This is a genomic window from Paraburkholderia nodosa DSM 21604, from assembly GCF_000519185.1.
Lineage (GTDB): Bacteria > Pseudomonadota > Gammaproteobacteria > Burkholderiales > Burkholderiaceae > Paraburkholderia > Paraburkholderia nodosa.
This window is the reverse complement of sequence record NZ_JAFA01000020.1, coordinates 14,631-27,930: the sequence shown is the minus strand read 5'-3', so window position 1 is coordinate 27,930 and position 13,300 is coordinate 14,631. Positions and strand designations below refer to the sequence as shown.

Here is a 13,300-nt window from a genome sequence, read left to right as displayed (position 1 = left end):
GACTCTCCGGAAACCACAATGCTGAACCCTGTGACGAAACCGCTTCTTGCCGCGACGCTCCTTTGCGCGCTCGGATCTGCGAAGGCCGCCGACGACCGGCAGCTCAACCTGTACAACTGGGCCGACTACATCGCGAAAGACACCGTGCCGAATTTCGAAAAGGAATCTGGCATCCACGTCCGATATGACGTCTACGATGGCGACGAGACGTTGCAGGCCAAGCTGCTGACCGGCTCGACGGGTTACGACGTCGTTGTGCCCACCTCCAACTTCCTTGCCCGGCAAATCGAGGCGGGCATCTATCAGAAACTCGACAAGTCGAAGCTACCGAACCTCGCAAATCTCGACAAGGACTTGTTGAAGCTCGTTGCGGATGCCGACCCCGGCAATCAGTATGCGGTGCCGTGGGCATGGGGGACGACCGGGCTTGGCTACAACGTGACGCGGGTGCAGAAGATACTGGGCGACGACGTGCCACTCGACAACTGGGACATGCTGTTCAAGCCGGAATATGTGAGCAAGCTCAAGAGCTGCGGAGTATCGGTGCTCGACGCGCCAGCCGATGTATTCGCCGTGACGCTGCACTATCTCGGCAAGGATCCGAACAGCACCGTGCCGGCCGACTACCAGGCCGCTTACGACACGCTGAAGAACATTCGCCCCTACATCACGCAATTCAACGCGACGAGCTACATCAACGATCTGGCTGGCGACGACATCTGCTTTGCGCTCGGTTGGTCAGGCGACGTGTCGATGGCGAGTCATCGCGCAGCGGAGGCGAACAGACACTTCGAGATCAAGTACCTCATACCCAAAGGCGGTGCGCCGGTGTGGTTCGACATGATGGCGATTCCCAGGGACGCACCGCACACGCAGGCAGCGCTCGAGTGGATCAACTACATCGAGCGCCCGGAAGTGCATGCGGCAATAACGAACGAGGTGTTCTATCCGAATGCCGATGCCGCGGCACGCAAATTCGTCCGCCCGGAAATTTTGAACAACCCTGCGGTGTACCCACCGTCGAACGTGTTGAAGACGCTGTACCTCATGAAGCCGTTGCCGGCCGATATCAAGCGGCTTGAGAGCCGGCTTTGGGCGCAGCTCAAATCGGGCGGATAAGCAAAAGCAGCAGGCCGCCCGGAACTCGGCCACATCATCACCAGGCACCGCTTAAGTTATGTGGATGACCGCTCGGCATCGGAAGCGGTCGTCGAGCTCACCTTGAGTCGGAAGACCGCTTCGGGTCGACTACTGCCGACGGAGCACAAACAGATATTGTCTCTCGCGGCGCTTGCGGGCGTAGCCTCGGCGCAGGCTAAGACAGTATGTCCGTCATTGTTGCTTAAACTCGTCCGGGAGGAACCGGCCGTGTGCGTCAGACTAACCGCTCGGGTCAGCCGGCGAGTGGCCAGACGGCGTCACGGACCACGATCGGCTGGGGAATGAAACCGACCTTCAGGAAGGCATCGGCGGTTTCCTGCAACTGGTCGACAATCGCACGCGTGACAGGCCCCGCGGTCAAGTCGCTGCGACCGATCGCGACACGCACCGCATCAACGTCCATGCCGATGGCGGCCGAAGTCGCCTCGGCAAACTTGTCGCGATTTTGCGCCGCCCATGCCGTGACGTTTATCACCTCATCTATAGCCGCCGCGAGAGTTTTGGGATATTTCCTGGCGAACTCCGGATTGGCTACGTAGACGGAATTGCCGTTGACAATGTCCATCGTGGTGGCGATCGCGTGCGCCCTCTGGACGCGTTCCGCTAAGGCAAAGTAGGGGTCGTGGACGACCCAGACATCGACGTCGCCGCGCGAGAGCGCCGCGGAGGCATCTGTGGGCGACAGAAACACGGGTACGATGTCGCCGTAGGCGAGGCCCGCCCTGGCGAGCAATTTCAACAGAACGCTTTGTGCGCTGGTGCCGCGGGCAAAGGCTACCTTCTTGCCCTTGATCTCTGCGAGAGAGCTGATGGCGGATCCTTCTGGCACCAGCATCCCATGCTCCGATGCAGGCATGCATGCTGTATAGAAGAATTTCGCGCCGACTGACTGCGCAACGATAGCGGGCACGTCGCCAACCCAACCGAAGTCGATGGCACCCGCACTGATAGCATCCATCATGGGCGGGCCGAGTTCGAATTCCGACCATTTCACGGCTTCGATGCCCAGCGGCTTCAATCGCCGCTCGAAGACGGCTTCCTTCTTTGCAACGCTGAGCAGGCCGGCCTTCTGATAACCGACACGGAAGTCGGTCGGCATGGCCTGCGCATAACTCCGTTGGGCGAAACCTGCGCAAAGAAGCCCCAGGCCGCCTACGACGACCGATCGTCGAGAAATGAGCATGTGATGTCCCCTTGCCCAACGAAAGCGATTCCGACAGTTTTCGCGCTCTTGCACCTTTCCGCCAGTCTTCCCGCATTAACGCCTTCTGGCTCAGATATGCAGAGCAGAGTGTGTGAATACGCTGGACCACCGGCGACCAATAGTCCAGCAGCCACCCAGCCCGCAAACTGAAGAGTTTGTGCAAATCTGAATCGCGCTTCGGGAAAAGAATGCTCGCTCTCGTGCCGGTCAATCACACGCGACGCCTTTATGAGCCTGGCGCACTCCAACCAGTCACATTCAACAGCGTTCAGACTTTCAACGAGTTGATCCGTACGCACTCGCACACCCTCTCGTGCGAACGCAAAGACCTACCCGATCACATGAAAGCACGGCAGCTCGGCGCACGGCTCATCATCCATGAGGACTCGCAATATACCGTTACATGAATTCCTGATGGACGGCCTCCGGGTGAGGCTTTGTCAGAAACGGATGCGCGCGCCGACAAACGGGCCGGCAGTCCTTATGTTGTAGTAAAACGAAGTACTGTTGTAGTCCTGCGCGAGGATACGGTACCCCGCGGTCAGGTCGATGGTTTTCATGATGTTCCAGAAGAGCACACCTGCAAACTGCCAGGAATAGTTGGTGCCGCCCGCACCGACATCGGCATAGCCCATGAGCGACCATCTGTCCGCAAAGTGCCAGGTGGCGCGCACGCCCACCAGGCCATCCACCCAGCTCTCGCCTTTGCCTCGCTGCGCGCCTGACGGCAACAGCTCGCTGGGCGAAAGCGACAGCGTGGCGTTGACGTTGGTGTATCTCAGCCCGGCCAGAACATCCACGGGAATCAGGTCGCTCTGATAAACCCGGTACGCGCCCGCGACTTCAAGCACACCGTTGTCGAGTTGACCCCTTGCCGTACCAAGCCTGCCTCCCGCTATCGGATCGGAGGTCTTTGCCACGCTGACATAAAACCCGTCGACGATGATCCCCCAGCGACCTTTTCGCGCCTCGAAGGTGCCCATCACGCCGAAGTTGAGGTTTTGCCAGATGTTGGAAAAATGCGCGTCCACGTTCTGGTCGGGAATAATCCGTCCGACCCGCACCGAGCCGCTTTGTCCGGCCAGCCAGAGATAGGGCGTCACGGAAAACTGCCACCCGTCCTGCGCCTGAGCCTGAGCGACGGACTGTTCCTGAGCCTGGCTCGAAGAAGCCCACGCGAGCAATGCCAGACTGATTGCCGACACTGTATCCCGCTTACGCCAACCTGGTCGCATGTGATCACCCCGCCGCGTCCGGCCAAGCGCCGCACTATCCGCATAGGAGAGCGGTCTGCGGTGGTGCGCCGGCGTCGCCTCGTTCGCGACGTCGACCGGCGCACCGGCATCGGCATCGTCCGGAAATCACCGGCCCTTGCTGCCTCCGGATTCTTCCAGTTGCCGCAAAACCGCATCGAGATTGAACGCAGCCGGCTTCTGCCGAGGTGGAAACGCCTTGAACTCCTCGATTTCGCCCGCGACTACCGCCTGCATTGCATACAACAGATAGGCATGCGAAATGACCCAGTCCCAGTACGTGTTCGAACTTTCGTCGGCCCTCTCGAACGGGTCACGCCGGAGATTGAACATCTTGGGTATGCGCAAGGCAACGAATGGCTCCGCCCAGCATTGCAGGCGTGTGGCGCGCTGCTCCTGGAGCACCATCTTCCAGTCCTTCATGCGAACAGCAAGGATATCCCCGTCGTCGCTGATGTAGAAAAAGAACTGGCGAGGGCATTCCTTCGCGTCGCCGAGCAGATACGGCAGCATGTTGTAGCCATCCAGGTGCACCTTGTAGGTCTTGTCTCCCGCCTCGTGCCCCTTGAGCAGCTTCTCCTTGATGTCTGGCGCACCCGCCGCGGCCAGCAGCGTGACCATCCAGTCCTGGTGCGCGACGATCCCGTTGAGCACCGTGCCCGCAGGAATCTTCCCGGGCCATCGCACGAAAGCCGGAACGCGCCAGCCGCCTTCCCAATTGGTGTTTTTCTCCGACCGGAAGGGCGTGATGCCGGCATCCGGCCAACTGTTGTAGTGCGGGCCATTGTCGGTGGAGTACATGACGATGGTGTCGTCCGCTATGCCCAGTTCGTCGAGCTTGTCGAGCATCCTGCCGATGTTTTCGTCGTGGGCAACCATGACGTCGTTGTAGTCGCCCTGTCCGCTCTTACCCTTGTGCTTCTCCGCGCAGTGAGTCCTGAAATGCATGGCGGTGGTGTTGTACCAGAGAAAGAACGGCTTGCCTTCCTTGTGCACCTTGTCGATGAACGCCAGGGCGTGGTCGGTGGTCTCGTCGTCTATGGTCTCCATGCGCTTTTTCGTGAGCGCACCGGTGTCCTCGATCGTCTGCCCCCCCTTGCCGTCGGCGAAACAGTGGAGCACGCCTCTGGGACCAAAGCGCTGCTTGAACTCCGGCATCTTTGGATAGTCCGGATCCTCAGGCTCTTCCTCCGCATTCAGGTGATAGAGATTGCCGAAGAACTCGTCGAAACCATGCATCGTCGGCAGGAATTTGTCTTTGTCGCCCAAGTGGTTCTTGCCAAACTGCCCGGTCGCATAGCCCAGCGGTTTCAGTAATTCTGCAATCGTGGGATCTTCTTCCGAAAGACCGATGTCCGCACCCGGCATGCCGACTTTGGTCAGGCCGGTGCGGATCGGATTCTGGCCGGTAATGAAGGCGGCCCGTCCCGCGGTGCAGCTCTGCTGGCCGTAGTAGTCAGTGAAGGCCGCACCCTCGTTGGCAATCCGGTCGATATTCGGCGTTCGATAGCCCATCTGTCCACGGCTATTGAAGCTGATGTTCCACCAGCCGATGTCATCGCCCCAGAGGATAAGGATGTTGGGTTGCTTTGTGGCCATAACGCTTCCTTCCATTCAGGTGTAGCCAGGTCACCCATGCACAACCCTGGCCGGGAGACGGCATCGACTGCGGAGATCATTCACCCATTCGCCCATCTGCACGCATTGGTATGCGGCGCGGGCTACGTGCGATTGCAGTCAACTTGCACAGGTGCGACTTGGCCCGTTACGGGGCCGATGGCCTGGCGTCACCCCAGTGTCGACATGATCGCGGGATTCCTTCTCGCCATGGCAAAATCGGAACTTCCGGCCACTTCCGCACGGACACGGCGCATAGACCCCGCGACGTTTGTCCTCCGCGATGGTCAGCGCCATCACCTCCGCGGGCGCATGTCCATGCTGAAGGAGCCTCGCCATCGTCCGCATGGCGGGGCGCGTGTGCTTGAAGAACCGTTCGAGTCCGGGGCAAAGATAGTTCTGGCCCGGCTCCCCGTCACGCGAAAGCGCGAAGCGGTCCTTCGGGCAGCCGCCATTGCAAACATCCCTGACGTCACATTGGCGGCACTGCGCCGTAAGGGACTCGCGCTTGTTGAGCCCGAACCTGCGCTGTTCGGGAGACGCGAGCATTTCGAGCATCGGGGTATCGTGAATATTACCCAGCCGGTATCCGGGCTCGACGAAGTGATCGCAGGAATACAGATCGCCGTTGTATTCAAGCGCGGGGCCGAAGCCGCAGGTCGGCGCATGAATGCACAACAAATGACGGCCCAAAAGGGCCTCCAGCGTCACATCGAATAGCTGGACATAGACCTGCCCCACATCGTGACGAATCCATTCCTCGAAAATATCCACAAGGAACTGGCCGTACTGTCGCGCTCCGACTGAACGATTGGTCACCCGGTCGCCGGTTTGCGTGTAAAGCACGCGTTGGCGACCGGGCTGCGCTCTCCAGCCCAGGTTCGCCAGGTCGATCGTCTGCTCGGTCGCGCGCTCCAGGATCGGGATGAACTGCACCCACCTTGCTCCCAGATCGTCACGAAAGAAGCGATAAACCGAACGCCCGTGATGCTCGTTCGCAGCGTTCACCGTGCACAGGATATTGAACTCGACCTGATGGCGCCGAAGCTTCTCCCAGCCACGCATGACCAGGTCGAACGTGCCTTTTCCGTGCCGGTCGACGCGGTAGGTATCGTGCAGATCGCGTGGACCGTCAACGCTCAACCCGACGAGAAAATCGTGCTCGTGGAAGAAGCTGCACCATTCGTCGTCGAGGAGGATGCCATTGGTCTGGAACGTGTGCTTCACGCGCTGCCCGGGCTTGCGGTATTTTTCAACGAACCCGACAGCCTTGCGAAAGAAGTCGAGCCTCATCAGCGTGGGCTCGCCGCCTTGCCATGCGACCGTCACGTCAGGCGTTCGATGTGCGCTGAGCAACTGGTGGATATACGCTTCAAGTGTCGATTCGGACATCCGGTGTTGTTCATCCGGATATAGCGCATCTTTGGAAAGAAAAAAACAGTATTGGCAGTCGATGTTGCAGGTGGAGCCGCTCGGCTTGGCCAACAGGTGAAAGCACGGTGGTGCTTCGTTCGACGGGAAAGCGCCGGATGCCCGATCGCGAGCCCCTGACGACTCCGCTTTGGACGACAGCATGGGTTCGATCACAGCGATCTCCCTCCGCAGGCGTTGAATCTTACGTCAGCACAAAAACTTGCTTCATCAAATTCGACGACAGCGATCGGGGCATTGGCAGAACCTAGCATAACCAACGTTCGCCCTGCTGCCTGTTATAGCACATCGCGACAACACATCTGTAACTTATTCAGTCTTACGCCTTCCCATTTTTCAATTCCTGAAACCCGATTCAATCAAATATTCGGGGATGAATCCGCAATCTATTGGCCCATCAGTTTTCCAGATTTAATTTACCTGATTTCCCACGATTTCGCTTCGTGTTCCGCCTCGCAATAGTGAGTTGGCTGCACTAGACTGAACAACGGTCAAGTCGCAATTCATGCCGAAAATGAAAGATATGACGAGGCGGTAAACGCGTCTCGCGAAAGGTCTGCGAACATGCTCAATGACTCGAAGTGCAGGCCGATACGGAAGTCGCGACCTTCCACTAACGCAAGTCAGTTTGACGCAGCCAGCAGGGGGCAACGTGGAAACGGAGCATGCTCGCACGGCAAATGAACTCGCGCTAGACCGCACCGATCTCGCCGCAAGGCGCACGCTGATGGCCGCCGATCGTTCGTTGATGGCGTGGATTCGAACCTCGCTGTCCATGACGAGCTTCGGCTTTACGATCTACAAGGTTCTCGAGAGCTTCAAGGATGCTGGCGTTCATCTGGCCCATCCAAACACCCCCGCACGCGTGGGACTGTTTCTCACGGGTATGGGAACAGCGTCGATGGTCATGGGGACGATCGAATACTGGCGAACACTGGTTGAGTTAAACCGATATCAAACATTTAGTATCTGGCGTCCTACATTTGTCATCTCCATCATCATAGCTGCGACCGGACTGGTTGCTTTCGTCAGCATCGTCAACCGATTTCTCTGAAACGTTTAATTCAGATTAATTGATGTCCTGAAAATAGGGCATGAAAATTTCCCCAGAAAACAACTCGCGACAAGCACTGAATATTTGCGATCGAGTTGCTGTTTTTTTCAACTAGAACGCGGAACCAAACGGGCGGATGTACCACTCAATCCCGGATCAGTTGAATGTGACGAGGAATGGAGGATGACATGCATGACTTCTGGACGCGCACACTCGTCGACATGACCCTGAGGGTAGATGGGCCGTTCAGGTTCCGGCTTGTCGTGCAGCCGCTCATGGCGACGGTGCTTGCAGTCCTTTCAGGATTGAGGGACGCAAAGCTCGGCAAGCCACCGTACTTCTGGGCGCTCATGGCGGATCCAGCGCATAGGGTAGCGCTCGCCCGCGACGGATGGAGAAGTGTCTGGAGGGTCTTCGTCCTGGCAATGATTCTCGATGTGGTATTCCAGATCATCGTCATCCACAAGGTCTACCCGGGCGGCGTAGTCTTTGTGGCATTCGTCCTTGCCATTTTGCCCTACCTTGTCTTGCGCGGACTCGTGAACCGAATTGCGAGTCGCCTACTGCGTGGAACTGGCGCCAGTGCGGACCACCAGAAGGAGCGATTTCCGTGACGCTCGTTGCGCGGATGTTCCCGTCAGCCCCACGCACAACAGGTGAACCATCATGAAGAGCCGGGCGAGGGCGCCTTCCACGAAGGCTCCAGTCGACTGGGGAAAATTCGATCACAACATCCTCGTATTGCAGGGCGGAGGCGCGCTCGGGGCGTATCAGGCCGGTGTTTACGAGGGCCTGGTGCAAGCCGGATTCAAACCCGACTGGATCTCGGGCGTATCGATCGGCGCGATCAACGCAACCCTGATTGCAGGCAATCGGCCGGAACGCAGGGTTCAACGGCTTCGGGAATTCTGGGAACGTGTATCCGCGCTCGCGTCGTTCGTTCCTTTGGCGCCACCCGATCCGATGCGGTCATATTTCAATGCCATGGGTGCGGCATCAGCAGTCATGGTCGGAGTTGCGGGATTTTTCGTGCCGCGCGTACCACCGCCCTTCATGGCACCCGACGGGAGCCTGGGCGCATTGAGCTTTTACGACACCCAACCGCTGAAAGCCACCCTTGAAGAACTGGCCGACTTCGATCTGATCAACAGCAAGGCCGTACGCCTTTCATTGGGTGCGGTCAACGTGTGCACCAGCGAGTCCGTGTATTTCGACAACACAAAAACGCGGATCGGTCCCGAGCACGTCATGGCGAGCGGTGCGCTCCCGCCGGGTTTCCCGCCGGTGAGCGTCGACGGCCAATGGTACTGGGACGGCGGCATCTCATCCAATACGCCGCTTTGGTATGTGGTGGACGAGGCTTACCTGGAGGGCGGGATCGTCGTCCAGGTCGACGTATTCAGCGGGACTGGCGCGCTGCCGGGAAACTTGCATCAGGTCCAGCAGCGCATGAAGGACCTTCAGTACGCAAGCAAGATGCGTTTTGGCCGAGGCCGCTTGCGCGAACAGGAGGAGTTGCGTGAGAGCTTGCGCCGCGTGCTGGCCATGCTTCCAGAGGGAGTGCGGACTGATCCCGATGTGCAGCGCCTCACTGCGATCAGTACGCGGGGAAAGGTCGTCCTCGCTCACCTGACCAATCACCACGATACCCAGTCCTCTGACTTCAAGGACTATGACTTTTCGCGCTCCACCGTGACGGAACTCTGGGAAGGAGGCCTCGGTGATGTGCGCCACGCGATCGAGCGTGAGGCATGGCTTCAGGCTGAAGAATTTGCCCACGACATCAACGTTGTTGATCTCACCCCGGTCGCTTCCCCGTATCAGGAGCCCACACCATGACCGAATCCGATGTGAAGGAGCGTGCCTTCGCAATGCCGCTCACCAGTCCTGCGTTCCCCCGCGGCCCCTATCGGTTTGTCGATCGCGAGTTCCTCGTGATCACCTACCGAACGGATCCGGAGATGCTCGATAAAGTCATTCCTGCGCCACTCGAAATGACCGAACCGATCGTCAAGTTCGAATTCATCCGGATGCCCGACTCGACCGGCTTCGGCGATTATACGGAAAGCGGGCAGGTGATTCCTGTCCGGTTCCAGGGCAAACCTGGAAGCTACGTTCATGCGATGTATCTGGACGACATGTCGCCCATTGCCGGCGGCCGGGAAATCTGGGGATTCCCGAAAAAGCTTGCATCGCCGCAACTTTGTATCGAAAAGGACACGATCCACGGGGTGTTGCGTTACGGACAGATTCCGGTGGCAGTCGCCACGATGGGATACAAGCATCGTTCACTGCCGCATGACAGGATGCTCGAGTCCCTGTCCTCGCCGAACTACCTGCTCAAGATCATCCCGCATGTGGACGGGACCGCACGAATCTGCGAACTGGTCCGCTACTTCTGCGAGGACATCACGATAAAGGGAGCGTGGGAAGGCCCTGCCGGACTTGAGTTGTTTCATCACGCGCTCGCGCCGGTCGCTGCTTTGCCGGTGCTCGAGGTGATTTCGGGCGTGCACATCCTCACAGATTTGACGCTGGGTCTCGGTACGGTAGTCCACGACTACATTGCGAGTTAGATAACGCAACCGGGGGCACGCGCAAACCGCGCTCATGCCTTCGAACATTTGAAGACCATGAATCAAATATTGGATTCCCAAATAAACGCGGTCACGGCCATCGATATTCTGCTCGAACCTGACGAAACGATGGTCCGTCAGGCGCAAGTTGGCAACGCGCGGTTGCGCGAGAACTTTCCCAACGGCTTTGCCCTGGACGAGACCCATCAACCGCACATCTCCTGCTTACAGCGGTACGCGAGGACGGCGGACCTCGACAAGGTCTACGAGGCCGTAGGGAGAGTCCTCGCGGGAGAGAAGGCGGCCCTCTGGAAACTGAAGGCTCACAAATACTACTATTTGCCCTGGCAGGAAATCGGCCTCGCCGGGATCGTCATCGAGCCGAGCGATGTCCTTGTCGGGTTCCAGCGGAAGCTGATCGACGCCGTCGCCCCTTTCACTGAGAGCACGGGAACATCCGCGGCGTTCGTCACCACGACCGGGGAGCCCGACATCAACCAGCCGACCATCGACTACGTGGCGACCTACGTGCCAAACAGCACCGGGAGCAAGTTCAATCCGCACGTAAGCATTGGTATCGCTACCCAGGACTATCTCGAGAAAATGCTCGACGAGAGATTCGAGGCATTCACCTTTTCAGCGGTCGAGGCCGCTGTCTATCACCTTGGCAATATGGGAACGGCGCGCACGAGGCTCAGGAGTTGGGAGCTTGCGGCTTGACGCGATGACATGGCGAAGCTGTCCATACGATCCCTGATGGAGGCAACCTGATGGCGCTCGAAAGCTGGAACGACTCGGTGGCGAAGTCTTCGATCCTCGACTTCGTTTCGCGTGTCACGAACGAAGGCGGGGCAGATTATGTCCCGGCGGCCGAACGGGTCGCGGTGTTCGATAACGACGGCACGCTGTGGTGCGAGCAACCGATCCAGGTGCAAATCTTTTTCTTGATCGACCGCGTGAAGGAGCTTGCGGAGAAAGATCCAGCGATGAAGGAACGTCAGCCCTTCAAAGCGCTTCTCGAACAAAATTTTTCGGAATTGCTCGGGCTGGGCAAGCAGGCCGCCATCGAGCTGTTTGCCGCGACACACGCCGGGATGAGCGATGAAGAGTTCGATGCCATGGCATGCTCATGGTTCGCATCCGCAGAGCATCCGAAATTCGGGCGTCTGTTCAAGCACTGCACATACTGGCCCCAGGTGGAATTACTCAGTTACCTGCGCGATCACGGGTTCAAGACCTACATCGTCTCGGGCGGCGGTGTCGACATGATGCGCGCGTACGCTGAAGAGGCCTATGGGATTGCTCGCGAGAATGTCATTGGGTCGAGCATGAAACTGCGGTTCGAGATCAACGAGGGACGAGCGGATCTCATGAAGGTTGGCGAACTCAACAGCTTCGATGATCGCGAGGCAAAGCCCGCCAACATCGGCCTGCACATCGGTCGGCGCCCCCTTCTCGCCTTCGGCAATTCCGACGGCGATCTGGCGATGATGCGCTACACGAAGGCAGGTGCGGGGCCTCGCCTCGCGCTTCTGCTTCGCCACGACGACGGTGAGCGTGAATACGCTTATGACCGCGAGTTCAAGTTGAGCCCGCTTTCCGAGGCACTCGAAAAGGCGGCCGAATATGGCATTACGATCGTGAGCATGAAGCAAGACTGGAATGTCGTGTTTGCTTGATTCATCCCCCGGCAATTGCGTGTTACGCTCGCGTGCCCTTAGCCCATCGATCATCGTCTTCGCCTCTCCAATTAGGGCGTGCGCTGCTGCTCGACTTCACGTCCAGGCAGTTCGCGGTGCATCATTGGAAGCGGACCATCTCAGCGTCACATTTGCCGCGCTGGCTGAGCCGACGCGGCGCGCCATCCTCGCCAGGCTGGCGCACGGCGAAGCGACGGTTGGCGATTTGGCGGGCCCTTTCGATATGAGTGCGCCTGCCATCAGCAAGCACCTACGTGTTCTCGCAAGGGCCGGCCTCATCACTCAGGGGCGCGACCGCCAGTTTCGCCCGTGCCGCATCGCGCCTGCGCCGCTCAAGCAGGCCGCTGACTGGGCACTGCAGTATCGTGACCTGTGGGAACAGCGTCTCGACCAGCTCGACAGCTACCTGCAGCAACTGCAACAGAAGCCTGTGAAGGACTCCCACGGAAAGGCTGCGCCGAAAACCACGTCCAAAGTTTCCTCAACCCGAACCAGGAAGACTCGCCGCAATGACTGACAAACTTTCCGCTCCCTTCGTCATCGAGCGCCGCTTCGCAGCGCCGCGCGAACTCGTATACGCCGCGTTGACTAAAGCTGAGCATTTGAGTACGTGGATGAGCCCACCCGGGATGGAAATGTCCCACTGCACAGTGGATGCGCGTGTCGGTGGCGTCTTTCACTACGCGATGAAGCCGCGCGGCGTGCCCGACGCTCCCGCGATGTGGGGCAAGTGGACGTTCCGCGAATTGACGCCCCCTGCGCGCATTGTCGTCGTCGTGCAGTTTAGCGATGCCGGAGGCGGAGTGACGCGACATCCGATGTCCGCGCAATGGCCGCTTTATACGCTGTCGACGACGACACTCAGCGAAGTCGAGGGTGGCGCGTTAATGCACCTTGAGTGGCGCGCTCTGGACGCCAGTGAGGCCGAGGAAGCCATCTTCGACGCGTCGCACGCCAGCATGTCTCAAGGTTGGGGCGGAACAATGGACGCGCTCGACAAGTACCTCACGCAGCAGCAAGCCGGGCGCTGAGTCCAGAGACAAAAAAGGAGCGCACTTCCGGTGCGCCTCTTCCGTTCGTGTGACGGCACGCCGAGGCCGGGCTGGTGCCCCCCGTCGCCCATGTCCGGCACGCTCCTGGAAGCTGTCGCTCTGCCGAATTCCGGCGTATGTCTCAGAAGGGTTCGTCTTATGCCTTTTGCGTGAAAGGTGCAGTGAAGACTATCGTCGCACTCGGGAGCGACTGGATCGGGCGTCCTGGCCGCCAGTTTGCCTACGCGAGAACACGCAGTTCCCGGTCTTGCC

General features: G+C 59.0%; 13 protein-coding genes. 9 read left to right on the top strand and 4 right to left on the bottom strand.

Annotated features, from left to right (window positions below):
* Nucleotides 1-18: 18 nt before the first annotated feature.
* Nucleotides 19-1,119, top strand: coding sequence for a polyamine ABC transporter substrate-binding protein (locus A3CW_RS0126035; protein ID WP_028206172.1), 1,101 nt, complete (start codon nucleotides 19-21; stop codon nucleotides 1,117-1,119).
* 274 nt (nucleotides 1,120-1,393) lie between these two features.
* On the opposite strand, the gene A3CW_RS0126030 is transcribed toward A3CW_RS0126035, so the two are convergent.
* The 4 genes from A3CW_RS0126030 to A3CW_RS47685 form a co-directional block, all read right to left on the bottom strand.
* Nucleotides 1,394-2,344 carry an aliphatic sulfonate ABC transporter substrate-binding protein gene (locus tag A3CW_RS0126030; RefSeq protein WP_028206171.1) on the bottom strand — a complete coding sequence of 317 codons (951 nt, stop codon included), beginning with the start codon at nucleotides 2,342-2,344 and terminating at the stop codon, nucleotides 1,394-1,396.
* Between the two features lie 461 nt (nucleotides 2,345-2,805).
* Nucleotides 2,806-3,570: a hypothetical protein gene (locus tag A3CW_RS0126025; protein ID WP_154678039.1), complete on the bottom strand. Its 765-nt coding sequence runs from the start codon at nucleotides 3,568-3,570 to the stop codon at nucleotides 2,806-2,808.
* A 156-nt stretch (nucleotides 3,571-3,726) separates the two neighbouring features.
* Entirely contained in the window at nucleotides 3,727-5,217 is a 1,491-nt protein-coding gene (locus A3CW_RS0126020) for an arylsulfatase (RefSeq protein WP_028206169.1), read from the bottom strand.
* Between the two features lie 138 nt (nucleotides 5,218-5,355).
* A complete protein-coding gene (locus A3CW_RS47685; RefSeq protein WP_245623746.1) occupies nucleotides 5,356-6,822 on the bottom strand; it encodes an anaerobic sulfatase maturase in 1,467 nt (488 codons plus the stop codon).
* A gap of 496 nt (nucleotides 6,823-7,318) precedes the next feature.
* On the opposite strand from A3CW_RS47685, the gene A3CW_RS47680 reads away from it, so the two are divergent.
* The 8 genes from A3CW_RS47680 (at nucleotide 7,319) to A3CW_RS0125975 (ending at nucleotide 13,027) form a co-directional block, all read left to right on the top strand.
* A complete protein-coding gene (locus tag A3CW_RS47680) occupies nucleotides 7,319-7,720 on the top strand; it encodes a YidH family protein (RefSeq protein ID WP_211254085.1) in 402 nt (133 codons plus the stop codon).
* Nucleotides 7,721-7,908: 188 nt separating this feature from the next.
* Entirely contained in the window at nucleotides 7,909-8,334 is a 426-nt protein-coding gene (locus tag A3CW_RS47675; RefSeq protein ID WP_051481724.1) for a hypothetical protein, read from the top strand.
* Nucleotides 8,335-8,386: 52 nt separating this feature from the next.
* On the top strand, nucleotides 8,387-9,559 hold the full coding sequence (locus tag A3CW_RS47670; RefSeq protein WP_154678038.1) for a patatin-like phospholipase family protein: 1,173 nt from the start codon (nucleotides 8,387-8,389) through the stop codon (nucleotides 9,557-9,559).
* Complete coding sequence (locus tag A3CW_RS0125995; protein ID WP_028206168.1) at nucleotides 9,556-10,296, top strand: acetoacetate decarboxylase; 741 nt, start codon at nucleotides 9,556-9,558, stop codon at nucleotides 10,294-10,296. Before A3CW_RS47670 ends, A3CW_RS0125995 begins: the two co-directional genes overlap by 4 nt.
* A gap of 57 nt (nucleotides 10,297-10,353) precedes the next feature.
* Nucleotides 10,354-11,016 (top strand): hypothetical protein, encoded by a 663-nt coding sequence (locus tag A3CW_RS0125990; RefSeq protein ID WP_028206167.1) that lies wholly within the window; start codon nucleotides 10,354-10,356, stop codon nucleotides 11,014-11,016.
* Between the two features lie 50 nt (nucleotides 11,017-11,066).
* Nucleotides 11,067-11,975 (top strand): HAD family hydrolase, encoded by a 909-nt coding sequence (locus A3CW_RS0125985; RefSeq protein WP_028206166.1) that lies wholly within the window; start codon nucleotides 11,067-11,069, stop codon nucleotides 11,973-11,975.
* 124 nt (nucleotides 11,976-12,099) lie between these two features.
* Nucleotides 12,100-12,513, top strand: coding sequence for an ArsR/SmtB family transcription factor (locus A3CW_RS0125980; protein WP_028206165.1), 414 nt, complete (start codon nucleotides 12,100-12,102; stop codon nucleotides 12,511-12,513).
* Nucleotides 12,506-13,027 (top strand): SRPBCC family protein, encoded by a 522-nt coding sequence (locus A3CW_RS0125975; protein WP_028206164.1) that lies wholly within the window; start codon nucleotides 12,506-12,508, stop codon nucleotides 13,025-13,027. Before A3CW_RS0125980 ends, A3CW_RS0125975 begins: the two co-directional genes overlap by 8 nt.
* Nucleotides 13,028-13,300: the final 273 nt, after the last annotated feature.

Excerpts from the sequence above, each read along its gene's own strand:
- A3CW_RS0125985 (WP_028206166.1), top strand. The coding sequence starts at position 11,067 with ATGGCGCTCGAAAGCTGGAACGACTCGGTGGCGAAGTCTTCGATCCTC.
- A3CW_RS0125995 (WP_028206168.1), top strand. The coding sequence starts at position 9,556 with ATGACCGAATCCGATGTGAAGGAGCGTGCCTTCGCAATGCCGCTCACC.
- A3CW_RS0126035 (WP_028206172.1), top strand. The coding sequence starts at position 19 with ATGCTGAACCCTGTGACGAAACCGCTTCTTGCCGCGACGCTCCTTTGC.
- A3CW_RS47675 (WP_051481724.1), top strand. The coding sequence starts at position 7,909 with ATGCATGACTTCTGGACGCGCACACTCGTCGACATGACCCTGAGGGTA.
- A3CW_RS0126020 (WP_028206169.1), bottom strand. The coding sequence starts at position 5,217 with ATGGCCACAAAGCAACCCAACATCCTTATCCTCTGGGGCGATGACATC.
- A3CW_RS0125990 (WP_028206167.1), top strand. The coding sequence starts at position 10,354 with ATGAATCAAATATTGGATTCCCAAATAAACGCGGTCACGGCCATCGAT.
- A3CW_RS47670 (WP_154678038.1), top strand. The coding sequence starts at position 8,387 with ATGAAGAGCCGGGCGAGGGCGCCTTCCACGAAGGCTCCAGTCGACTGG.
- A3CW_RS0125975 (WP_028206164.1), top strand. The coding sequence starts at position 12,506 with ATGACTGACAAACTTTCCGCTCCCTTCGTCATCGAGCGCCGCTTCGCA.
- A3CW_RS0126030 (WP_028206171.1), bottom strand. The coding sequence starts at position 2,344 with ATGCTCATTTCTCGACGATCGGTCGTCGTAGGCGGCCTGGGGCTTCTT.